Here is a 23474-nt window from a genome sequence, read left to right as displayed (position 1 = left end):
TCCTACAAACGCGATTAACAGATATGCCATTCCATCATTAACCTTGTCGAGTGTATTGCTAAACTAGGTAGCGGTGTGTCTCCTCTCATTAAACAAATAATAGGTATATCAGTTTTAGCTTCTATGCCTTTACATCATGCACTCGGAGCGCAATTTAAAATCAAAGGGCTAACACCAATATTAGAGAAAAATCTTGAAAGTCACCTTACACCACTAACGAAACTCTCTGTTTCAAACATTACCTCAAATCGACTAACGCAGATGGTTAATAACGCATTAAACCCTTATGGCTACTATCATTCCGAGCTCAGAGTTCAGAGACCAGAGAATGATATCATCACGCTTGAGGTTGACGCAGGGGAGGTGATGTTGGTGGCAAAATCTAACCTTGCTGTGTCGGGGGAGGCCAGTAACGACCAGGATTTCATCGAACTAATTAATCAAGCTCAACTTAAACAAGGGCAGCCGTTGCTTCATTCTGAGTACGACACGCTAAAGCGAAACTTGATTTCATTGGCTCAGCAAAAAGGTTACTTAGATGGACGTTTTATCGAATCGTCGTTGGAAGTCATTCCAAGTTTGAATCAAGCTCATGTGAATCTGCATTTCTTTAGTGGTTCTCGCTACCAATTTGGAGAGCTGTCTGTTCTTACATCGGGTATCGAAACGGCTCGAATAGAAGCGATGAGAACCTTTGAGCGGGGCGACGATTTTGATACTTTGAAATTGAGTCAATATCAGGCCGATCTCTCCAGTACTGATTGGTTTCGCAGTGTGATTGTGAAAGCGGATTTCGAGGAGATATCCGATGGTCATAAGGTGCCGATAGAAGTGCTCGCAGAGCCGAATTCACGTAATATTGTGCAAGTCGGTGGAGGGTATTCGACAGACTTGGGATTACGCGCTTCGCTAAACTGGACCAAGCCTTGGTATAACGCACGTGGACACAGTTTTGAGGCACAAGCGTACGCTTCCAAACCGGAACAATCGCTATTACTAGGTTATAAAATTCCCACCCAAAATGTTCTAACGGATTACTACGGGATTCAGTTTGAATCTAAGCATGTCGACTATCGAGACACATCGAGTTTTTCTAATGATTTATCGTTTGAAAAACACTGGCAGTTAGACAGTGATTGGCAAAGCACCATGCACGTTCGTTATTTGCAAGAAAGTTATCGACAAGCGTCGGAGAATAACGAATCACAGTTGTTATTACCGGGGGTGACATTTTCACTGCTTGATCGCAAGAACGATCAATTAGAAGTAAAGCACCGTCACGTCTACTCATTGGAATACTCAGACCCTAATTTTTTCTCCGATTCTCGTTTGCTGCGTATTGAGGGCAACAGTGTGCTGTCTTGGGATATTAGTGAAAAACACAAGTTTCACTTTCGTTCTAATGTCGGTATTAATGTCGCTGACACTTTGAGCGATATTCCATCCTCGTTACGCTTCTTTGCGGGAGGTGATGGCAATCTTCGTGGTTATGGTTATGAGTCTATCTCTCCGAGAGATGAAAATGGCGATTTAACGGGGGCTCGTTACATGTTTACTGCTGGGTTGGAATATCAATATCAGGTCTACCGCCAACTGTGGCTTGGGGCATTCTATGATGTTGGTGATGCCTTCAACGATAGGGTGGATTGGAAAAGCGGTACAGGGTTAAGTTTGATATGGAATTCAAAATACGTGCCTGTCAAAGTGGACTTTGCTTATGGTTTAGATGCTCCTCAAGGAGACCAATTCCGTGTTCACTTCTCGCTGGGAACGCAGTTTTAGCGGGCATTAAAAGGCTCTCATCCTTGCAGATAGAGAGCCTTTTTAAGTCTTGATTGTTTAGAGTTCGAACTCACCATTCAGTTTCTTGAATATCCAGTTAGGCGCCTTATGCCATCCACCATAGTTTGGATTCTTAGTATGGATCTCATTCATTGATTGCCACTGAGTTTGGCCTTGTCCATCTCGAGATACTCGCCAAAACAGTTCATCTTGTTGTCGAGTTAAGTAGTGCATGACATGTTCTGCAAAGGCTTCGCTTTGGACCAACACACCAAATTCCACATTGAGGAAATCCGATCTTGGGTCGAAGTTTGATGAGCCGATATAAGTCAGCCGATCATCGAGTATCACCGTCTTGTTGTGATAATAAGTATCCTCATGGAAGTAATGGTCATCATTGTTCGCTTGGTTTTTGTACTCAAGTATATGAACGCCCTTATCTAACAGGGTTTGGCGATGCTCCTCGTAATAAGCCGGAATAAAGCCAGAATCATTAGAGGCAGACGAGTTCGTCATTAACGTGATGTCCGCTTTTTGCTCCATCAAGGTATCAATAAAGGCAAATTCACCATCACTCGGTACCACATAAGGCGTTGATATCACTGCTTTGGATGCAGTGGTTATTTGTTGCCAAACTTGGTGTTCTACACGTTTTCTAAAGTAGGGTTTGTTGTTTTCTAACTTGTCTAATGAGTCGAAAACGGGGGTGACTTGCGTAGCAATGAAGTCGGGACTGATCAGTTGTTTTACCTGTTTTTCAACTTCAGCCAGAATGATGCTTTTGTCTTTCTCACCTTTATTAAGCGCTTTAGTAAACGCGGAATAGTTTGGGGTAACGTTAACGATGTTTTCTATTGGCGTAACATGCTCGCTGTCCCAAAGCTGTTGGTAGTTTTTGTCGAACGCTCGAATAATGCTGCCTTTGAACAAGACATCCATATCAAAGAAGTTGGCTTTGCGGCTGTAACCAAAATAGTCGTCGCCAATGTTACGTCCACCTAGAATCATCCATTGATGGTCGACGTTGAAGTACTTCTCGTGCAGACGATTGTCCAAACGTTGTTGGTGAGTAGAGAAGTTGACGGCGCGACCAATCCAACCTGACTTACGTGAATCAAACGGATTGAATAAACGAATTTGAATGTTGTCGTGAGCGCTGAGATCAGCAAGCCATTTCTCGTTAAACACCAATAAATCATCGAGAGTGAGTCGAATTTGCACGCCTCGATCTGCTGCTTGTTTGAGTTCATTGAGTAGCATCAAACCAAGCGTGTCACTCTCCCAAGAAAAGTAAGTCATATCGATGCTTTGCTGAGCGTTTCTTACCAGTTCAACGCGACGAGCAAAGGCTTCTGGAGCGTTAGGAATTAAGTAAACTTCGGCTTGATGCTGAGTAGTTTGCCAATTGGCTTCAAAATCCGGTTCAACTTGTGGGTAGGGCTGAGCACAGCCAACCAACAGCGCGCCGAAGATAAAGAGTAGCAGAGCACGGAGGGCGTTAGGAAACATGAGTAAACCTTCCTAATTATGTTCAAGGAATAAGGATGAAAAAAGCCAGCGAACTGGCTTTTAGGTATTCGGTAACGAGTTTTGAGTGGCTGAGGATGAAGTTACATGTGGCTAAGAATCAGCCCAAGTTCCTCGAGACCGTTGAGGCGACCTTGGCGCAGTTTTGGATCGATGCCTGAGTGATGAGCATTGTCCCAGTCTTGTGTGGATTGAATACCGCCATCGTTATCGATCAGCAATACTCGATCAGTCGCGCTGTTGTATTGGAAGTCTTCAAATAAACGTTCGTTAAACCACATACGAGAGAGCTCGTTCATCATTGCTTTGTCTTTGCTACCTGGGCGAACACTTGAACCATCAAGCTTTAATGCTTTATTAAACACAAATGGTAATTCAGATGCATTACAAGCGCCCACAATACAACTGATGCTTTTGAGTAAATCACCAACGTCGAGATCGCCATTTTCACCTTTGGTGTTGTAAGTCCATACGTTGAATCCAGGTTTGTAGTCAAAGTAGTAGAAGCTTGGCGTCGCTCCTGTTGCTTCTTCAATTGAAGCTTTATGACGGTTTGGACCCGTGAAGAGCAAATCATGCAACGTGGTTTTGAATTGCTGCATGTTTTTGGCCGCGCCATTCAGTTCGCTTTCATCGTTAGGGAAGAAGTCAGTCAGAGCAAGTAACTCCGTGGTTGAATCGGAGTTCCCCAAACCGAAGAACAACTTAGTCATCGCCTCATAAGCGGTGCTAGGTAGCAGTTCAAATAAGTCAGAAAGATCGAGTTCAATTGAAGCTGAATCGCTGAGTAATGAACGATATTCAGCACGTAAACGGTTTAAGTTCGTTTCCGATTCTAGCCACTCAACCATGTATTCGACGATTAAGGTTTCGTCACCACTTTCAATGATTTCTGGCGCTTCTTGGCTCAAGATTTCAATAATAGTTGGGATCAAAAATGTCAGGCTCGGCAGCATGCCCAGAGTATTGCTTTCTGCACTGTTTGAGCCAATTACCGTCGGTACGATCCATTCACTCTCAATCGCTTGTTCAGTAAAGTGATAGCCCGGTACTTCTTTCACTAGAAACGCTGGTGGGCGATGCTCGATGTAAGGCGAAAATGGCATCAACGTAGCTAATGGGCTGTTGTCGCGTGTTGGGCTTATAACCGGAATATTCGCGGCGGTCAGTACCCAGTTCTTAAGACGTTGAATAGGGTCAAGCATCTCGCTCTGTACCTTCATAACCTCTTCAAGTGGCAGTAACGCAAGATCTTCAACGCTTTGCTCTGGTCTTTGGCTCTTGGCTACATCGTAACTTTTATATTCAAAGCCGTAAGCGTTGCTTTGCATGATGGCACGTTGAAAGTGCTCACCTGCGATTGCTGCATCGCCTTTTGATTGCTGTAAAACTCCCACTGACATGGCTCCCGCACCTTGACCCATGAGTGTCACGTTTTGGGGATTACCGCCGAATGCCTCTATGTTTTGTTGAACCCATTCAAGCGCGTGTTTTTGATCGCCTAGGCCAAAGTTACCGCCTTCAGGGTTGTCCAAACCATCAACCCAAACACTGCCCAACAAGCCCAAGCGATAGTTAAAAGTAACAGCAATAAACGGGTTACCATCGTCAGCACCTTGTGCAACCACCATATCACCATGAATCAACGGTTCTGAGCCCGCGCCGTATTCAAAGTCACCGCCGTGAATAAAGACATAAACTGGCAAATCTGCGTACGCTTCTGTCCCGGCTGGTCGCCAAATGTTTAGGTTCAAACAATCTTCTGACTGCGTTTGTGTCGTTGTTTTTAACTGCGGACACGCATCACCGAACTGAGTCGCATCAATATCGCCTTCAAGTGGGGCCACAATGCTGTGTTGAAAGCGGTCTGCTTGCGCAAATTGGATACCTTTGAACGCCTCTACCGCTGCCAGTTTTTCATCCGCATCAAGGGGTGTGATGACAAGGGACTCTTTGGTCGCTTGAATGGTTGCATCGCCAATTTCCAAAGCGATTTGCTCTGGTGGTAAGGGTTGTAGTGGCTTCGGGCTGTTAGGAACGCTAGGTTTACCAGAGTCATCACTGCAAGCTGCTAAGGCAAGAGTGATGGTAATGGCTAAAGTTGAGCGATTGAGTAAAGTCATTGTTATGTCCAAAAAGTCATTTGGTGCGTGCACCGAAAATGTTAAACGGCATCTAACAAGCGACGTCCTGACGCTTTGGCATTAATCCGTGAATGGTTGGATGGCTTGTTGTATTGATGGCTCAAATGGTAGGACATCGGCGACAGTTTCAGTAATCGCCTTTGTAGGATGCAGTCCTACCATCGTCTAGGGGCGGGCTCTTTATGAGAGCTAGAAACGGTAACCAAGATTTAAGGTTACTGACTCTCGAGTTTCCCCTTTGTTATAGAGAAAGGTCAGGTTGTAGTTTTTGCCGATTTGCTTATTGAAACCAGTCAAAAACGCCCATTGATTAAGATCTACACCAATGTCGTAATCGAATTCGATATCACCACTTTTTACATGCCCGTCCATTCGAGCGTCCAGTCCTTGATATTCTGCTCCGACAAAGAACTGCGTGCGATAATCGACAAGTTGATAACCCAACATCGGCTGCACAGTAACAATACCATCGCCCCAATCATCTAAGCCCTTTAAGCGAGTTTGCGAATAGGTACCAGTGACAGAAGCAAAGAATTCTTTATAGCCAACCGAAAGGGTTGTACCTATACCTCGAAGGTCATATTCCAAATGCAACGGCACGTCTAAGCGTCCGCGACTACAAAGTGCAGATAAACCATCGCAAAACTTATCACCTAATCCTGGCAGTTTATCGTTCAGCTTATCTTTTATGTACTGGCCACCTTCACCCGTGTAGGAGGCATCAACATTGGCATCGACATTAACTTTTCCGATGTAACCAAATACATTCCAAAATGGCAGGATGTTTACATCGCCACGAAGCGTCATGCTCTCAGCACTGACGATGCCGACACTGTCTTCTGGATCAAACAGTTCATTAAGGCCGATACCTTCAATCGTGAAATCATTAAATGGAATATTCATATCTTGATTTCGATACGCTAGCGACACACCAAACGGCAGAGGCAAATCGATACCTTGACGACGAACCATATCACCCATTAAAGGAAAAACGCGGTCTAGCTTAACACTGGCTTCTTGCATGCGTGGATCAGAGACCTCATTCAAGCGTTTTTCGTCTAGTACTTGCACGCCAAGCTTATCTTCATAAATCGCTACCGGTTTTACGCTGCTCATCATTTCGAGGGGTTTATTTTTCTTTGAACCAACTATCTTGGTGTTTTTACTGGCAATCGCAATTTTGCCTGATGTTAACTTCTGGAAGAGGATCTCTTGATCGTAAGAATCCACTTGGTAGTTGTGATGTGTGAACGGTTTATCGCTGGTAATGACCATACGTTTCGGTTCACCATTAACCAACTCAATATCAACGCTTAAAAAGCGGAAGTAGGCGATATCTTGAGGAAGACCGTATTTTGAGTAATTGAAGCTGATGATCACATTACCGTTCTGATCCTCTTTTGCTCTTACTGATGACGGATCAAAACTCTCCGCGTAGTTTCGAAGGCGGTATTCTGTTCGTGTGAAAGCTTCGATCTCATCAAGTACTTTTTCATTTTCATCGAGTTGTTCAGGGTTGTACTTGATACGCAGATCAATGTTGCCTTTGTTATCGGTGTTCTTAACCAAGTAGACGGACGAATCGCGAACGCTATCACCGATTTTAACACTTCGGTGGGCATGCTCGACCAAATGCTCGCCTTGAACTAGAGAGCTGATGGCCAGTTTTGGTAAATCATGACTGATACCGTATTTGTCGAACAGCGCTCGGCCTTGCTCGATTACTTCGTTGTAGGTCGTCGTCTCTTCAGCGGCGAAGCCAAAAGTGGGGGTAGTAAGCATTAGTGCGCTCACGAGCACAGTAAGAGAAGACGTCTTGCCGGCGCGTAATTCAAAAAAATTCATGACAGTTTCCACTCTGAATAGTCTCAAACCTTCGAGACTCAGACAGTTAATGTGTCACTGAACTTCTTGTTCAGTTAGATAGATGTGTTTGCTGTGATTGACGTTGTGAATGCAGAGTTTTCGATTGCATTTCGTGAATCAATGAGAGGATTTTATGAGGTGAAGAGAGATTCCGTTAATCGCTTTTGATGGATACTATCCTCGCTTTATGGGTTACGGAGGAATAATGGCTAGCTCACAAACAAACAGCCCCGCAGAGCAGAAGCAATGCAGGGCTTTAGTTTCAAGAACGGAGGTGACGCTTAGACCGTAACGCGAACACGAAACAGATCAGTAAACAACTTGGCAATCATCAAAATAATCATAATGTTTACCAGCATCAGCAAGGGCGTTTCAATTCGATACGCTGGGGTTAAATTGAGCGCTCCTGATGTCAAGACAACCAATAAGTTAATACCTAGAATTCTGTGTACCATCAGCTTTGGTGTGGAAAATACCTTCCAAATCACGATGATGTTGATGAAGTAGAATAGCCCAAGCTGCCAAAGCTCGGTCATCATTGGCATTAGGAAAATGTATTGCAATAGAATCACCGTGCCAGTGCCTATCACACCAAAAAATGCATCTTTAATAATGCTTGGTGGCATAGTAGGAACGATTGAAGAGAACACGCCAGCTAGCATCGGAAAAATGAAACCTCCGGGTACGGGCAGATAAATCCAGATCAACAAAGAAGTGACGAACATGGATACACCTTGCAATACCTTTCTGCCGTCTTCATTCAAATGCTGGATAAACGTTCGATGCTCGTGATGCCAAACTGTGTTTTTCTCTCTTTGCATGACACAAGCAACGTGACCGATGAGAGACGTACTTGGATTTTTAATATCAAAGCTTTGAAGTTGCTGCGTTAGCGTTGGCCAATCGATCTCACGACTTTGCGATTGATCTGCTTGTTCTAGCAATCGGTCTTGGATTTGTGCCATCTCATTTAAACGCGCACGCCATAGCTGACGATGTTCTTTCAAGTGGTAGCTGCCAGTAAGTGGTAAGCCGACCAGTTGGAATAACTTTTCTATGTTGGCGCTGTTGGTCTCAAGAGCTTCAATATCTGTATCATTGGGCGATTTCATAGCGTTAAGCATCGCCTCTCTGCTGGTCTCAAAACGTTGAATGAAGTTTTGTTCTGTACTGACTGGCCAGACTAATCGGTACACAACAGAAAACGTGATCACACCAAGAATAGTCTCTTGCATGCGAAGAACAGCGAAGTGGAACGTTGCTTGACTATCAAATCCTCCCATACATGCGATGATGGAGCACACAGCAAAACCGATAGAGAACACATAACCATACTTTTCGTCGCTCGACATAAAAATGCACGCACCTAAAAACAAGGTGAAGAAGGTGAGAAACAAAAAGCGATCTTGAGAAAACGTCGTGATGAGGAAAAAGGCATAACCGATGCCAAGGAGGGTTCCTAATAAGCGATTATGACCTTTGTTTATTGAGTGAGCGAAGCTTTCATTTAATGCCATTACCGCGACTGCGATCGCTGCCCAATACGGTTTCTCCCATTGAAACCATAAGGCAAGGCAGATCGCGATAACGATAGACAGCGCAGCTTTGATTGCTTCTTTGGTTGAGGCATTAAACATACATTCCACCGCATTATTGTTTGATGATTTTGATAGAGGCCGTCATACCAACACGTAGTTGAAAATCTTTCGGTAAGTGATCTAATTTAACTTTAATTGGAATGCGTTGAGCTAAGCGTATCCACTGAAAGTTAGGGTTCACATTGGGCAAAAGATCGTTACCAGTACTACCATCTTGCTTCGCAATGCCGTAGCCAATGCTTTTGATTTTTCCTTCCAGCACAGCTTCATTGTGCATCATTAAGGTCACGTAGGCTTTATCTTGTGGATCAACGCCAACTAAATCCGTTTCTTTGAAATATCCTTCGATCCAAAAGCTGTCTTCATCAATCAAAGCCACGACTGGAGAGTTAGCGACGACTTGAGAGCCGACGCGTAAGTTCAAATTAGTTATATAACCATTCGTTGGCGCATAAACTTTTGTGTAATCAAGGTTTAGCTTGGCTTCTTCAACATTGGCTTTCGCGAGTTCTACGTTGGCAACGGCTGTCTCCACTGCATTGTCTAGGTTATTCAATGTCAGTACAGGTACGGCGCCAGGTGTGCGCTTTTCTAACTTAAGTGCTCGCTGCTCTTCATTTTTGGCCTTTGCTAGTAATGCAATGGCTTGCTTTTGAGCTGCTAGCGCTTTGTGGTACGCCGCTTTATAGATGCTTGGGTCAATCTCAAACAGCAAATCGCCTTGTTTCACTTGCGAATTGTCTTCAACGTAGACTTGGATGATTTGTCCTGTTACGCGGGGGGTTATAGAAACGATGTGCGCGCTAACTTGGCCATCTCTAGTCCAAGGGTTGTCAGAGTATGATTGGTAGTAGCTGAAAATCACGGTGCCAGCGGAACACAGTAGTAGCAGTGTGATGAGATAACGTTTTATCACGGAATTTGCCTCAAAATATCGTAATGAATCGACCAATAACGCCAGTAAAAATCACAATTAGGCTTAGCTCTGCGAGTGCAGGAAATGCAACGTATTTGTGGAGTCCCAGTTTTGTAGCAACGGTTCCGACCAAAATGGTGAGCATGTAAGCCAATGCAATAACCAGCAACAAGGGTGGGAAGTAAACTTCGCCCCACACAAGTTCATGTGGCATTGAGTTCATGGTGTTTTTCTCTATTAACTTGATGAATGGAAAGATAAGGCAAATGATGGCATCCGTGATAATCGCTTTTGGAGGATCTAATCCATCAAACGAAAGGTGTTATGCGCTATATAGAGGGAATGATGCAACCAAACCGCTTTTTGAAGCGCGAAAACAAAAATAAAATTATTTTGCGATTTATCTGGTGTTCATTGCAGAACGCTAAGTTATTAAATTTTCGACAATTATTGATCGATTTTTGCTTTTGAATATGCGAAGTGATGGTTTCATCCTTCAAATGGGATTACGAGTTGTGAGGTTTTGTTCCTAATATTCGCTTCGAAGCAAACGAGATGCTTTTTAAATTAAATAATCCAACAAATATGAGTGACAGATTATTCGTTAGATTATTTGAGTTTTATATTTATTAGTAAGAGTAAAATTGTCATGGAAATTATTTCTAATCTTTTTGACATGGCACCATTTGTTGCTCTCTTTATTACGCTCTCTCTCGGTTATATGGTTGGTAAAATTACCATTGGTCGATTTGTTCTTGGCGGTGTTGCCGGAACATTATTAATGGGTGTAATTATTGGGCAATTTGGTGTTCATATTGATCCCGGCGTAAAAAGCATTTTCTTTGCGCTCTTTATTTACGCAGTAGGGTATCAAGGTGGTGCGCAGTTCTTCAAAGCATTGAACTTTAGAACCATCAACATTCTACTTTCTGCTGTAGTGATGACGGTGTCTGGCCTGCTTTGTGTACTAGCAGCAGCTTGGATGTTTGATCTAGACAGAGGTACGGCAGCAGGCCTTGCAGCTGGTGGTTTGACTCAATCGGCAATCATCGGTACAGCGGGTGATGCGATCGCACGTCTTGGTGGTGTGACAGAAGAAGCGAAGCACCTAATGCAGACCAACGTCGCAGTAGGCTACGCAGTTACGTACATCTTTGGTTCGCTTGGTCCAATTCTGATGGTGACATGGGTATTCCCAACACTGATGAAGTGGGATATCCGAGCAGAAGCGATTGCGCTAGAAGAGAAAAATTCAAATGGTAAGCGTGATTTAGCGCCGGGTGAGTTCAACGCTGTCACAGCGCTGGTTACACGAGCATTTAAAGTGAGCAAAGATGGTGGGCTAGCAGGCAAAACCTTAGCCCAGTTAAACCAACACGCTCTGGCTGCTTGTATTGAATTGATTCAACGCGATGGCAAAGTGCTAGACGTGGACAAATTCACAGCACTGAAAGAAGGGGATGTCATTGTTGTAACAGGTCGCCGTAATGCAGTACATCAGCTGCAAGATGGTTTGGCTGACAACGAGATTGCACTTCCAGAAGGCTATGAAGTTATTGAAGAAAACCGTCAACTGATCGCAGACAACCGCAAACTGATTGGTAAGTCGCTGCAAGAGATTAAAGAGGCTTCGAACCAAGGCTCTATGCGCGGTATTTATGTGACAGACTATATTCGTGAAGGCAACTCAATTGAAATGACGCCGGATCTTGTGGTGAAGAAAAATGACGTCATCCAGCTTACAGGTACCGCAAAAGACATCAATCGCGTTGAGAAAAACATTGGTCAGCGAATGGGCTCAGCAAACGTGACTGACTTAGTCGTGCTTGGTATGGGCATGGTGGTGGGTCTATTAATTGGTCTAATCAGTTTTAAGATTGCTGGTATTCCCGTCACTATCGGTTCTGGTGCAGGTTGTTTGATCTCAGGTTTGATTGTGGGTTGGTTGCGTAGCCGCAATCCGCATGTTGCTCAGTTTCCTGTGGGGGCCGCGAACTTTATTCGAGATTTCGGTTTGGCAGCATTTGTGGGCATTGTTGGCCTTGAGGCTGGGCCTCAAGCGGTCGACACCATCAAAGAACACGGTATGTCTCTGTTGTTCCTTGGCATGGGTGTAACGATTATCCCTCAGATTATTTCGTTCTTCTTCTCATATTTTGTATTGAAGATTAAGAATCCAGTTGAAGCACTTGGCTGTGTGACAGGTGGACGAAGTGCGAACCCAGCATTTGCGGCTTTAATGGAAAAAACAGGTAATGCAACACCAGTATTCTCATTCACCGTGACTTATGCAGTCGCCAATGTACTGCTTACCCTATGGGGTCCAATTATTGTCGGCATTATTACTTTAAACGCAGGCATGTAATTTAAATAAATTCGAACACTCTTATCGCCTAATTAAATAGGCGGTAGGGGAAGTATTATCCAAATTTTACTAAATAATAAATTCAGGTAAATATTATGACTACGCAAAATACAACAATTGATTTTTCAAAATTTGCAGATTTAAGCCCATTTGAATTAAAAGATAAACTTATTGAAGTGGCACAAACTGTTCCTGACCGCGCTTTATTAGATGCAGGTCGTGGTAATCCTAATTTTCTTGCGACACTACCGCGTAAAGCGTTCATTCGTTTGGGTGAGTTCGCAATATTGGAAGCCGAGCGCACTTATTCATACCTAGATGGTGGTTTCGGTGGCATTCCAGATGGTGTGGGCATTGTTGAACGCTTTGACACGTTTGCAAGCGACAATAAGAAAGACCAAGGTGTGCAGTTCTTAGAAAAGTCGCTGAGCTACGCAAAAGACCGTTTGGGTCTAGAGAAGCAAGCTTTCTTGAATGAACTGGTTAATGCATACCTTGCATGTAACTACCCAGTGCCACCACGTATGTTGACGAACATCGAAACCGTTGTGAAGCAGTACATCGCAGAAGAGATGTACGGCCCAATGCCAATGACAACAGACTTCGATCTGTTTGCAACGGAAGGCGGCACAGCGTCTATGACGTACACGTTCCAAACTATGTTCAACAACGGTCTGTTGAAGAAAGGTGACAAGGTCGCGCTAATCACTCCAATCTTTACGCCGTACCTAGAAATTCCAGAACTGAGTGAATACGAACTGGAAATCGTTGAACTACGTTTGGATGAGACAACATGGCAGCTGCCGATGTCTGAAATCGAAAAGCTTGCAGATACAGGCATCAAACTGCTTTGTGTCGTGAACCCAGCAAACCCAGCGTCTGTGAAGTTCTCGGATGAGACTCTGGATAACCTATCAAATTTTGTGAACAACGAACGCAGCGACCTGTTCATTGTGACTGACGATGTATACGGCACATTCGCGGACGACTTTGTCTCACTGTTCGCGAAACTGCCATACAACACGCTTTGTGTTTACTCGTTCTCGAAGTACTTCGGTGCAACAGGCTGGCGTTTAGGCTCGATTGCGATTCAACACAACAACGTGTTTGACGATGCAATGCGCAGCCTTCCTGAAGCGCTTCAACTTGAGTTGGACGATCGTTACAAAACACTGACTCCGGAACCTCGTGAGATTAAGTTTATTGACCGTATCGTAGCAGACAGCCGCAGCGTAGCGCTTAACCACACAGCAGGTTTGTCTCTTCCTCAACAAGTTCAAATGGCGCTGTTCTCTTTGAACTGCTTGATGGACTCGGAACAAAACTACAAAGAAGCATGTAAACGCATCATCCGCGAGCGTTACAAAACTCTGTACAAAAACATGGGTGTAGAAATTGAAGAAAACAAAGATCGTGTGGACTACTACACACTGCTTGAGCTCGACACTCTGGGCGGCAAATTGTACGGACCAGCATTCGTTGAATGGTTCAAAGCGAGCGAGAAAGGCAAAGACTTCCTGTTCCGCCTTGCACATGAAACCGGCGTTATCCTACTTCCAGGCCAAGGCTTCGATGTAGTGCATGCATCAGTTCGAGTTTCGCTAGCAAACCTTACTCACCACGAATACGAGCTTATCGGTCGTGCAACACGCAAAGTGTTGGATGAGTACTTTGCTGAGTTCAAAGGCTAATGAATCCAACCTGATTAAGAATAAGCCTCGGCGTTGTCGAGGCTATTCCGACCAAATAAGCACAGTGCGCAATATTGTGTTTATTTAGTCGCCAAGCTAACAAACTTCTCAATTAAGAGTGACTTATGAAAAGCATTATTTCTATTCAATCTCATGTGGTTTATGGCCACGCAGGAAACAGTTCTGCCGTCTTCCCGATGCAGAGAATGGGCCTCGAAGTCTGGCCAATTCACACGGTTCAGTTTTCAAATCACACTCAGTACCAGCAAGGTTGGACTGGACAGAAGTTTGGGGCAGATGAAATTCATTCTCTAATGAGAGGCTTAGATAACATTGAGAAGTTAGGCGAATGTGGCGCGATACTGTCCGGTTATCAAGGCAGCGCAGAGCAATGTCGAGCGGTGGCCGAAGCGGTAAGTTTAGTCAAATCGCGTAACCATAGTGCACTTTATGTGTGTGACCCAGTTATGGGTGATCCAGACAAAGGTTGCATTGTGGCAGACGGTGTCAAAGAAGCGATAAGCCATAGCTTGTTGCCCATCGCTGATGTGATTGTTCCTAACCAGTTTGAACTGAGCGAGTTAACAGGTGTGAAAATTGACTCTCTTTATGATGCGGTCACTGCATGTAAAAAAGCCTTAGAGTTAGGACCGAAAATGGTATTGGTGAAACATCTGCATGCTCTAACAGATGACGCCTTCAGTATGATTTTAGCGACGCCGAAAGCAAGCTATTTGGCCCAACGCCCTAGTGTTGAATTTGCTATGCAGCCAGTCGGTGTCGGTGATTTAATTTCTGCGATTTTTACCTCTTGTTTGGTGAAGAAGATGTCTCCTGTCGCAGCCTTTCGTCATACACATAACGCCGTTTACGGTGTATTGGAGATCACCAAAGGCTATGCACATGGGAGCTACAGACGATCAATGCCCAATACGAATTTGTCGAACCGACGCATGAGTTCAACGTCGTGAAAATTGCTTAGCGCAGTACCTAATTAACGGAGAAGCGTAAAGTTAGCATATAGAAACTTGGCATAATTGCTTTGATGGATAGCATCCTACAATCGCGATTATGGGGTTTAGCCGTGCCTAGCTATAGTAACTCCACACAACGAAACGGACTTCATTTTGACCCAATTAACTTCAAACTGAGTCTCTGGTCATACGCCAGAGAACATTAAATGAGACTGATTATGAATCGTTTAATTTCCTCTGGTGTGACGGTTGCACTTTCGCTGCTGATAGTAGCTTGTAGTTCACCTCATACGCTGGATGTTCGTGTTTCTCAAAGCAACTATAAAGATGTCGAGATCGCGAGTTCGACACCAAATGAGCCACTTCGAATGTGGGCCAATGAAGCGCCGGATTTTCTCTACTCAGCGCACAATCAAACCACACCGATCAAAGTAGAAGGTGAACAGCTCAATATTTTGGCCTTATCGGGTGGTGGCGTAAACGGCGCATACGGGGCCGGCGTTTTGATGGGGCTACAGGAAAAGGGGGAGCTAAAAGATTATGCCATCATTACTGGAGTCAGTGCTGGTGCCCTAATCGCTCCTTTTGTTTTCATTGGCGGTGATGCGATGCCAAAGATGAAAGAAGTCATGCTCAACATCAATGATAAGAATATTTTGGGTAAGAAGAACTTCTTAAATACCCTGTTTAAGGACGCGTTTACCGATGGTGAGAACCTCTATGATTTCATCGCAGACGCTTACCCTGAGCCCATGATCGAGGCGATGGCGCAGCAACACCGCAATGGTAAACGCCTCTTTATTGGCAGTACCCATTTTGATTCAGGCGAACTGGTGATTTGGAATATTGGTGCGATTGCGAACAGTGATTTAGCGGACAAATCTGAACTGATTTACAAGGTGCTTGCTGCGAGCGCATCGATCCCTGGTGTTTTCCCTCCACAATTTATCGATGTTGAACATGATGGAGAAACTCTTGAGGAGTTACACGTAGATGGTGGTCTCGCAGCGCAGGTGTTCTTTAATCCGTCTAACTTCAACTATCAACAAATCTCAGATGCTTTGGGGTTAGAAAAAGCGCCTCAGTTGGATGTGATTCGCAATGGTGCGTTAAAAGCGCCGTATCGTCCACTAAAAGACAAAGGTTTGGACTTGGTATCGAAAAGTGTCTCAAGCCTTACGCTAGCGCAAACTCGTGGTGATCTCTATCGAATGAAATACATCAGTGAAATCAACGATATCGAGATGCAGTTTACCTATATTGATCAAGATTTTAGATACGCCAAAGTAACGAAAGATATGTTCGATCACCGCTACTTGCTGACGATTTACGAATATGGATTCAAAAAAGCCACCCAAGGGCAACTTTGGGTAACTGAACTCCCTTAATACAGGAAAACGATACAATGAAAAAAGCCGTTCTTACACTCATGATGCTTACCGCTTCCGCGACTGCATTCGCCCAAAGTGGAGCCCATCTTGACCAGCAAAAAGTGGATAGTGATATGCAGCAACTGTCTGCAATCAAAGAAGAAGGTGCAGCCTTTATCATGATTGACGAGAACTCGAGTTACGTGGCGGTCGAGTTCGTGGGAAAGTGGGAAGAGATCAACAACTATGTGTCACACAAAGAAGCGAAAAAACGTAAATTGGAAAAAGTGAACAAGCAGTTCGTGTACTCTCAGGTCGGTGAAACGTTGGAGTCACTTGAGCAAAAAGTCGTTGACCACATTTACGCTGATCAACCTAAATATTTCAGTGTCGATGTCTACCGTGATTACTATGGTGACTCAGGAGAATTCAACTATTTAGCTCGTGTCGTTGAGTACAACTAAGTGAGAGAAAACCTACTGAAGCTAGTAGGTTTTTTTGTGTCGTCGAGAAGGAATTCAAACGCAGATTGTTTCCGTTACCAAGTAGCAATTCTACGATCTTGTGGTAATTTAATTAGATAACTCTAAAAAGTAAGCACAACCTATGAATTTTAGTTTTGAACAACTTCTCGCGTTCGTAACCGTTTATGAACAGCTTTCGTTTAGTAAGGCGGCGGTCAAACTCAATAAGCACCGAACCACAATAGGGCAGGTGATTACCAATCTTGAAGATCAACTGGCGGTCAACCTGTTTGAGCGAGTGGGGCGCTCGGTAGAACCGACAGAAGATGGTCATCTTCTTTACCACTATGCTAAGCAAACCATCGAACAAGCACGTACTTTCGATAAAGTCGCATTAAGTCTGGCTTACGGTGGGTTAGAGAATGTTAGTATCGCCTATTCAAGCGCTATACCACACCGTTTTCTTGTATTGCTTCGTATTCAATTAGCGGCAGATTTTCCGATGATGCGAGTTAACTTTCTTGTTCGTAATCGCAACGAAATTAAAGAGGGTTTACAGAATGGTGAGTATCAATTCGGTATTGTCAATGTGCATGATAGTCGAGCAATACATAGTCTGGATGCGACGTTTTTAGGTCATTTTGAATTTGTTCCTTTCGTCCAGAAAGGTGGTGAACTCGCTTCTGTGGCACCAGATCGAGTATTGACAGCCTTGAGGAATAGTAAACAATTTGTACTGCGTTCTCTTATTGAAGAGGGAATGGGCGAAAAAGTCATCGTAAGTTCGAACCATGAAGAGGTCGACCAATTGGCCCTAGTAGTGAAAATGGTTGAAGCAGGTTTAGGATGGGCGATTCTCCCCAGAACGTTTGCCCATTCGGAGTTTTCTAATAATCATATAGAGCCAGTGGAAGCTTCTGAATTATTGGAAGGTTTTAAGTTTGGTTTTGGCCTATGGTGCCAACCCTCTAAGCAAGTCGGTGATGTAAAAAATTCAATCATGAAGGTCGTTACAGAATACCGAGAGAAAATAATCCGCGATATGACTTAGCGGCGACATGTATCTTGCTCATCCCTATCAACAACAAGACTCAATGTGAGTCTTGTTTTTTTGTGTCTGAAAAACGTTATCTTTCTAGCGAAGACTAATGTCTATTGGAAGGATATGACCCTCTATATGAGAGTATGGAATCCATACTTTTTGGCTTAATCTAATCTCGCTCAATGGGTAAGCCCAGAGCAAAAAGTGTTTTTACCATATGTCCGCTGCAAGGACGCAGATTTTCAGCCGGGTTTAGTTACCCGGCTTTTTTTATAGTAATAGAAAATGTCAGCTGTCACCCCAAGCTCTCTGTTACAACTGGCTTGTTACTTCGCTTAGCAATCCAGTACGCAACGCTACCCCAAAGCACGGTGAGTGCCCAAAGCGCCGTCCAATGTGGAGCGACTTGTTGCCAGGTTGCCCCCATTTGGTTTAGCGCTAAGAAAGCTTTGATCGCCCAAGTGCTTGGGCTTAAATCAGCAATCCATAATAAGGGAGTAGGTATGGCTTCAATCGGCCAAATAAAACCAGCCAAGAAAATGAGCGGCATAGAGCTCACTAGGACGACTAAGGTGACAAGTTCACGCCGAGGTAATAAGTAACCTAGCCAGAAGCCTAGTCCGCAACAACCTAAAAAGAACGGTAACAACATAGCCAGCAATTCGCCCGCGTTGGCGATATGGTTTACGTTTAAGCGTTCGAAGCTAAAACCAAAATAATAGGCGCCGAGTAAATAATAAATTGCCACAAATACTAACGTTCTCACAAGCAGCAGCGATCCCGTTGATACTTGTGACCAATAGCCACGACCATGACGCTGTGTTCCCGTTTGCAATCCAACCGCCATGATCAACGTTTGTTGTAAAATCAGAACAAATACTGCCGGCACTACGTATTCGATGTAACCCATGGTTGGGTTGAACGTCGGTTTCATGTTAAGCTTAATAGCTGAGTAATTATGGCTAGCCATACTCATGGGCACACCATCTATCACCATTTTACTGACTTTCACTTGGGCCCCTAATGTGCCTCCCGCTTGGGCCAATCCTTCTACCACGGTTCCGTACACGAGAAAATACGAGGCGTCCGCAGCGTAGGCCAGAGTCGGGCTTTTACCTAGCATTAGGTCTTTGTAAAAGTGTTCCGGTATGACTAAAAAACCGGTGATCTCTCGTTGTAAAAATGCTTGCTTTGCATCGGCAATCGTATGAAGTCGAGTGACTACGTTGACTTGTGGGGTGGCATCAACCATACGTTCCAGCTTTAAACTCGTCTGACTACCATCTAGATTAACAATCGCGATTGGTTGTTCACGAGGCGTTTGTTGTGCATAAGGCAAAGGGTATAAAAACGAGTAAAATACGACACCACCAAACACGGTCAACGTAACGACTGGATTGGTTAGAACGGCCTTAAGTTCCGCTTTAATCAGTTGCCACAATGTCATACCGCCTCCTTCGCTTGGCGTGTTGATGAAGCTGTTCGATGTTTACCCATCAAGGCTGCGGTAATGAGCAGGGGCACAACGTAACCAATCATAGGCCATAGCGAGCTTAAAGATTGTGCGGCCGATGCTCCATAGCTTGCTTGACTCACTTGTACTTCAATGTAATGGGTAATCGGCAATAATGAACGCCATGCATAAGCGAGCGTGTTCATGTCAGAAACTGGGAATGTAATTCCCATGAACGCGAAGCTTGGAGCCGTAAATGCGCCAGCAAAACTCATCGCACGTGCAGGATCCATCGACAAGAAGAAGAATAACGCTCCCATAATGATACAGGCGATAACCGTCGCCAATTGTGCTAATAGCATAACCACAAAACTGCCTTCCATTGGCCAATCAAGCACGGAATAAAACCAGTACAAGAACAACGCACCTTGCGCCATAAAGACCGGAATGTACTGACTTAATAGGGTAGTGAGCCTGGCGTATGGCTTTTCGCCCAAAAATGCAAAGCTATTCTTTCCACCATAAATGCGAAAGTGCGCGGCAAGAATCAAAATAGTGCTTACTACAATACATATTTGCCAAATGGCTGGCACGATAGCCGTTACCAAAAATTGTGCGTAGTTATTGTTACGGTTAAATAATGCGGTTATTTGTGTCGACACGGGTACAGCCTGTCCAGCCGCTGCTAACGTTGTGGTGTTACCCTTAGCCAAGTTGCCCATTACTTCAACCTGAGCGTCGAAATAGCCTTGTGCTTGCGCAACGGCAGAGTTGATCAGTTTCGCTACCAAAATGTACTGACTGTTGTAAAAGACAGAAAGTTGAGGTTGGCGGTGCTGGAGAATATCTTGGTCGAACTTAGATGGGATGACCGCGTAAGCGTAGATATCGCCTTCAATCATCGCATTTTTTGCTTCGCTTGCACTGGCGTAATGATAGTTAACAGCCAGACTCGACGACGCATCCAAAGATTGAATGAGCGTTCGAGAAAGTTGGGAATGTTGTAGATCAACCACACCGATTGGCAGATCTCGGGCAATGCCCGCAGAGAACACTCCCCAAATCATCATCGCGAGCAAAATCGGTATCCAAGTAAGGCACGAAAGCAACCACTTGTCTCGTCGTAAGATATGCCGCTGTGAAATCTTAATCGTCATAGCATTAACCTAGTGGTTGTGATTAAAGTTCAACGACAACACTCATTCCCATACGCAGTTCAGGTTCGGGTTGAGCTGGACGAGCTTCTACTTCAAAGGTACGAAGATCAAAACCTTGAGAAGCATCGGTTGCTCTCCACGTTGCAAAGTCACCCATAACGGCAACATGCGTTACTTTGAACTCAACATTTTTATTTAAGGCAGGCAAATAGGCATCAAAGGTTGCTCCTTTTTTAAAGTGTTGAAGGTAATCTTCACGCACATTCAGTGTCGCCCAGGCATCTTCTGTATCTATCACAGTAACGACTGGGAAGCCCTGAGGTGCTAATTCACCACTTTGAAGCAGAACTTGAGAGACTTCGCCGTCGAACCAGCTGTAGATCTGAGTATCTTTCGCATACGCTTCTACTTCGGCTACCGCACCTGATGCCATGCGCGCTTTTTCCGCCGCAGCCACTTTGGTTTCACTTCTAGCGCCTTCTTTTGCCATTTCGTACATTTGAAACGCGGCACTTTCTGTGTATTTCGCTGCTTGCCACTGAGTTAAAGCTTCATCGCGTTTTTGTTCTGCAACCACGCCATCGTTATAAAGGTTATTCACACGATTGTAGGTTTTTTCCATTAAATTCGCAGCGGCTTTGGCTTTCATCCACTGATCTTTTGCTGCTTGGATTTGTTGCTCACGTGCGCCTTTCTCAGCTTCTTGAGCTAAGGCGTCTGCCGCTTTTTCACCTGCTTTTGCTTGTTCTAACTTCGCTTCAATTTCAGGACTATGAAGGGTAAAAATAAGCTGACCTTTCTCTACATCGTCGCCTTTACGTGCCATGACCTCATCAATACGCCCTGGGACTTTTGAGGAAATGCTGTATTGCTGGGCTTCAATTAATCCCTGTAAGCGGATCGGTTCTGGTTGATAGGCTTGGTAAAATTGATACCCAACCCAAGAGGCAACACCCAAAGCACAAAGTGAGAGTAAAACGGGTTTTAGTGATTTAGCTGCCATGATTTATTTCACCTCTTTGGATGTTGAAGCAGGGATATAAGCGGTATTTTGATATTGTTCGAAGCTGTTCATTTCACTGCTCAATGCGAGTAGCTTGGTTAAAGATATTAAATAGCGGAAACGCGCCGCTGAACGTTGTGTTTCTATACTCGCGACATAAAGTTGTGCATCCACAACATCCAGAGAAGACGACAGACCCTGAGTAAATGCTTTTTCACGCAAGCGCAGATTTTCGTTAGCGAGTTCAATGCTAGATGCGAGCCCTTGTACTTCATCAATGGCTTGCTGAGCCTCCAAGTATGTCTTTTGGACTAACAGCGATAAGTCTTGTTTGGCTTGGGACTTTAATGAGTCGACCTGCGAGACGACGCTTTGAGCGGCTTTGACTTTTTCGCTTCGCCCTGATGATTCAATCAGTGGAATGCTGACACCAACACCAACTAACCAGTCAGGCTTCATTTGGCTTGCGAGAGAATCGTCTTCATACAAGCTGTAGTCGCCGTAAAGATAAACTTCAGGGTAGTATTTCCCTTTTTCTGCTTTGATTAAGCTAGAGGCTTGTTTGTGTTTAGCGCTCAGAAGTTCTAACCCCGGATAGGTAAGCAACGTTTGATCGACAAAAGCAGTAAGAGGGGGAAGACTGTCGTTGATAAACAAAGATTCAGCGGGCTCTACGGCATCATTTTGTGCGAGTAATTTACCTAATGCAGCCTGAGCGATACTCAAATCGCTGGCTGCTTTACGTGTTTCTACAGATGCTTTATCTAAAGAAGCCTCGGCTTGCAGGCGCTCAACGTGCGCGATTTGTCCTTGCTCTTCAAGCTTAATGGCAAAATCTCGATGCTTTTTTAGCCCTGCTTCAACCGCTTGCCGCGTTGCGAGTACTTCCTTTGCCAGTACGACAGAAAAGTAGTACTTCGATAAATCTTCAAAACGCGCTTGTTGTTCCATTAGAAGCTGACTTTTCGCCTCATCCGTTTTGCCTTCTGCTGCTGATTGAGCCGCAGAAATTCGACCACCAGTAAAAATTGGCCAAATCGCACGAATAGACGAAGAGAAAATATCGCGCTCGGTTATGGTCGAAGTGGTATTAGCTAAGGCACCAAAAATAGGCTGAAAAGCAGGAGGTACGTTAATGTGTGCTCCTGTGCTGTCTAGGATCTGTTTTCCCGAAAGCGTGATATCGGTATCTAAACGCGTGTAATTCGCGCCAATAGTAACCTGAGGTAAGTTGAGATTGCTGGTGGCACTCTCTTGGTATTGGTAGTTCTCGACGTTTGAGCGTTGAGCTTTGAGAGAATAGTTGTTTTCTAGCAATAGCTGCCATGCGGTATCAAAAGTGATCGGTGCCGCATGACAGGCAAGGGAAATCGAGCTGCTAAGTAAGCCCAGTATCCAAACCTTTCCTGTTTTTTTCATAATGGCTGCTTTGTCGTAGAGTATTAGCTCTAATATAAAGGATTCGTAACTGCGTGTTAAGTAGGAGGGAAAATTGGGCAGTAGTATGCGCCCAGTTATATTTGTGCTGGGCGCGGGAGATGTTACAAATTTATTTCGTATATGGACAGTGAAACTCCGCTCTCCACTCGAGCTGACGAGAACCTCGCATCGTATTCAATAGATCTTTTCCACTCATTTGAGGGAACGATAACAGGACTTTGAGATCAGAAGTACCGCCTCCGTTTTTTTCATAAGCCCTGACGTGTGTAAATGTTGAATACATATTCTCTGACAGCATCGCCTTATTCAGGCATATTCCAAAGGTATCGCGTTCCATGTTTGGTGTTCCTTCTAACTATAAATGCACCTCTGTTTATAGTTTTCCAGTTTTCAGATGGTGTCTAAGTGTTTGTCATATAGTCAGTATTTGTATTTTGTTTTATTTGTGTCCAAACCACTGACATCAATGTTGAGCTTTTAATAGACTTCCAGCTTCACTGCTTTCAAACCGAAACTCTCATTGGTTTCGTTGATTAAAAATTATACGTTGTAAAGTCTAAAAACGCCTCAAAAACCGCTAAAATCGATGTGATCACGATCATGATTTTAAGGGCAATTTATGTATGGAATTGAGTATCAGAGAGGAATGCTAAATTTGGTGAATGGTTGTAATTTTATGTTT

The 23474-nt window shown here is 44.2% G+C and carries 17 protein-coding genes and 1 pseudogene; 7 read left to right on the top strand and 11 right to left on the bottom strand.

Annotated elements, in window-relative coordinates; translation table 11 throughout:
* Nucleotides 1-123: 123 nt before the first annotated feature.
* A complete protein-coding gene (locus R7044_RS09475) occupies nucleotides 124-1782 on the top strand; it encodes an autotransporter assembly complex protein TamA (RefSeq protein ID WP_225455500.1) in 1659 nt (552 codons plus the stop codon).
* A 57-nt stretch (nucleotides 1783-1839) separates the two neighbouring features.
* On the opposite strand, the gene R7044_RS09470 is transcribed toward R7044_RS09475, so the two are convergent.
* The 6 genes from R7044_RS09470 to R7044_RS09445 all read right to left on the bottom strand — a co-directional run bounded on the left by R7044_RS09470 (nucleotide 1840) and on the right by R7044_RS09445 (nucleotide 10056).
* The gene (locus R7044_RS09470; RefSeq protein ID WP_225455499.1) at nucleotides 1840-3291 is read right to left on the bottom strand and encodes a phospholipase D family protein; all 1452 of its coding nucleotides are present in this window, start codon (nucleotides 3289-3291) and stop codon (nucleotides 1840-1842) included.
* 101 nt (nucleotides 3292-3392) lie between these two features.
* Nucleotides 3393-5432, bottom strand: a complete 2040-nt coding sequence (locus tag R7044_RS09465) for a carboxylesterase family protein (RefSeq protein ID WP_225455498.1) — start codon at nucleotides 5430-5432, stop codon at nucleotides 3393-3395.
* A gap of 210 nt (nucleotides 5433-5642) precedes the next feature.
* On the bottom strand, nucleotides 5643-7298 hold the full coding sequence (locus R7044_RS09460; protein ID WP_225455497.1) for a hypothetical protein: 1656 nt from the start codon (nucleotides 7296-7298) through the stop codon (nucleotides 5643-5645).
* A gap of 302 nt (nucleotides 7299-7600) precedes the next feature.
* The gene (locus R7044_RS09455; RefSeq protein WP_225455496.1) at nucleotides 7601-8956 is read right to left on the bottom strand and encodes an FUSC family protein; all 1356 of its coding nucleotides are present in this window, start codon (nucleotides 8954-8956) and stop codon (nucleotides 7601-7603) included.
* 13 nt (nucleotides 8957-8969) lie between these two features.
* Nucleotides 8970-9833 (bottom strand): HlyD family secretion protein, encoded by an 864-nt coding sequence (locus R7044_RS09450; RefSeq protein WP_005377105.1) that lies wholly within the window; start codon nucleotides 9831-9833, stop codon nucleotides 8970-8972.
* A gap of 10 nt (nucleotides 9834-9843) precedes the next feature.
* Complete coding sequence (locus tag R7044_RS09445) at nucleotides 9844-10056, bottom strand: DUF1656 domain-containing protein (protein WP_005377106.1); 213 nt, start codon at nucleotides 10054-10056, stop codon at nucleotides 9844-9846.
* Between the two features lie 426 nt (nucleotides 10057-10482).
* On the opposite strand from R7044_RS09445, the gene aspT reads away from it, so the two are divergent.
* The 6 genes and pseudogenes from aspT (at nucleotide 10483) to R7044_RS09415 (ending at nucleotide 17748) form a co-directional block, all read left to right on the top strand.
* On the top strand, nucleotides 10483-12198 hold the full coding sequence (gene aspT, locus R7044_RS09440) for an aspartate-alanine antiporter (protein WP_042523827.1): 1716 nt from the start codon (nucleotides 10483-10485) through the stop codon (nucleotides 12196-12198).
* Between the two features lie 95 nt (nucleotides 12199-12293).
* Entirely contained in the window at nucleotides 12294-13889 is a 1596-nt protein-coding gene (locus tag R7044_RS09435; protein WP_213915347.1) for a bifunctional aspartate transaminase/aspartate 4-decarboxylase, read from the top strand.
* Between the two features lie 125 nt (nucleotides 13890-14014).
* Nucleotides 14015-14871 (top strand): annotated as a pseudogene (gene pdxY / locus R7044_RS09430) (pyridoxal kinase PdxY).
* Between the two features lie 210 nt (nucleotides 14872-15081).
* Entirely contained in the window at nucleotides 15082-16251 is a 1170-nt protein-coding gene (locus tag R7044_RS09425; protein WP_017634571.1) for a patatin-like phospholipase family protein, read from the top strand.
* A 17-nt stretch (nucleotides 16252-16268) separates the two neighbouring features.
* Nucleotides 16269-16697 carry a hypothetical protein gene (locus tag R7044_RS09420; protein WP_005377111.1) on the top strand — a complete coding sequence of 143 codons (429 nt, stop codon included), beginning with the start codon at nucleotides 16269-16271 and terminating at the stop codon, nucleotides 16695-16697.
* A 142-nt stretch (nucleotides 16698-16839) separates the two neighbouring features.
* Entirely contained in the window at nucleotides 16840-17748 is a 909-nt protein-coding gene (locus tag R7044_RS09415) for a LysR family transcriptional regulator (protein WP_017821360.1), read from the top strand.
* Between the two features lie 286 nt (nucleotides 17749-18034).
* Here R7044_RS09415 and R7044_RS09410 read toward each other — a convergent pair whose 3' ends face one another.
* The 5 genes from R7044_RS09410 to R7044_RS09390 form a co-directional block, all read right to left on the bottom strand.
* Complete coding sequence (locus R7044_RS09410) at nucleotides 18035-19186, bottom strand: ABC transporter permease (RefSeq protein ID WP_047009844.1); 1152 nt, start codon at nucleotides 19184-19186, stop codon at nucleotides 18035-18037.
* Nucleotides 19183-20349 carry an ABC transporter permease gene (locus R7044_RS09405; RefSeq protein WP_225455495.1) on the bottom strand — a complete coding sequence of 389 codons (1167 nt, stop codon included), beginning with the start codon at nucleotides 20347-20349 and terminating at the stop codon, nucleotides 19183-19185. The genes R7044_RS09410 and R7044_RS09405 overlap by 4 nt, the downstream gene beginning before the upstream one ends.
* Nucleotides 20350-20371: 22 nt before the next feature.
* Entirely contained in the window at nucleotides 20372-21352 is a 981-nt protein-coding gene (locus R7044_RS09400; RefSeq protein ID WP_225455494.1) for an HlyD family secretion protein, read from the bottom strand.
* Nucleotides 21353-21355: 3 nt separating this feature from the next.
* Nucleotides 21356-22771 (bottom strand): TolC family protein, encoded by a 1416-nt coding sequence (locus R7044_RS09395; protein WP_225455493.1) that lies wholly within the window; start codon nucleotides 22769-22771, stop codon nucleotides 21356-21358.
* A 130-nt stretch (nucleotides 22772-22901) separates the two neighbouring features.
* Nucleotides 22902-23129, bottom strand: coding sequence for a hypothetical protein (locus tag R7044_RS09390; protein WP_005377125.1), 228 nt, complete (start codon nucleotides 23127-23129; stop codon nucleotides 22902-22904).
* Nucleotides 23130-23474: the final 345 nt, after the last annotated feature.

It is taken from the genome of Vibrio sp. 1402, assembly GCF_033340275.1.
This window is presented reverse-complemented; position numbering and strand designations above follow the sequence as displayed.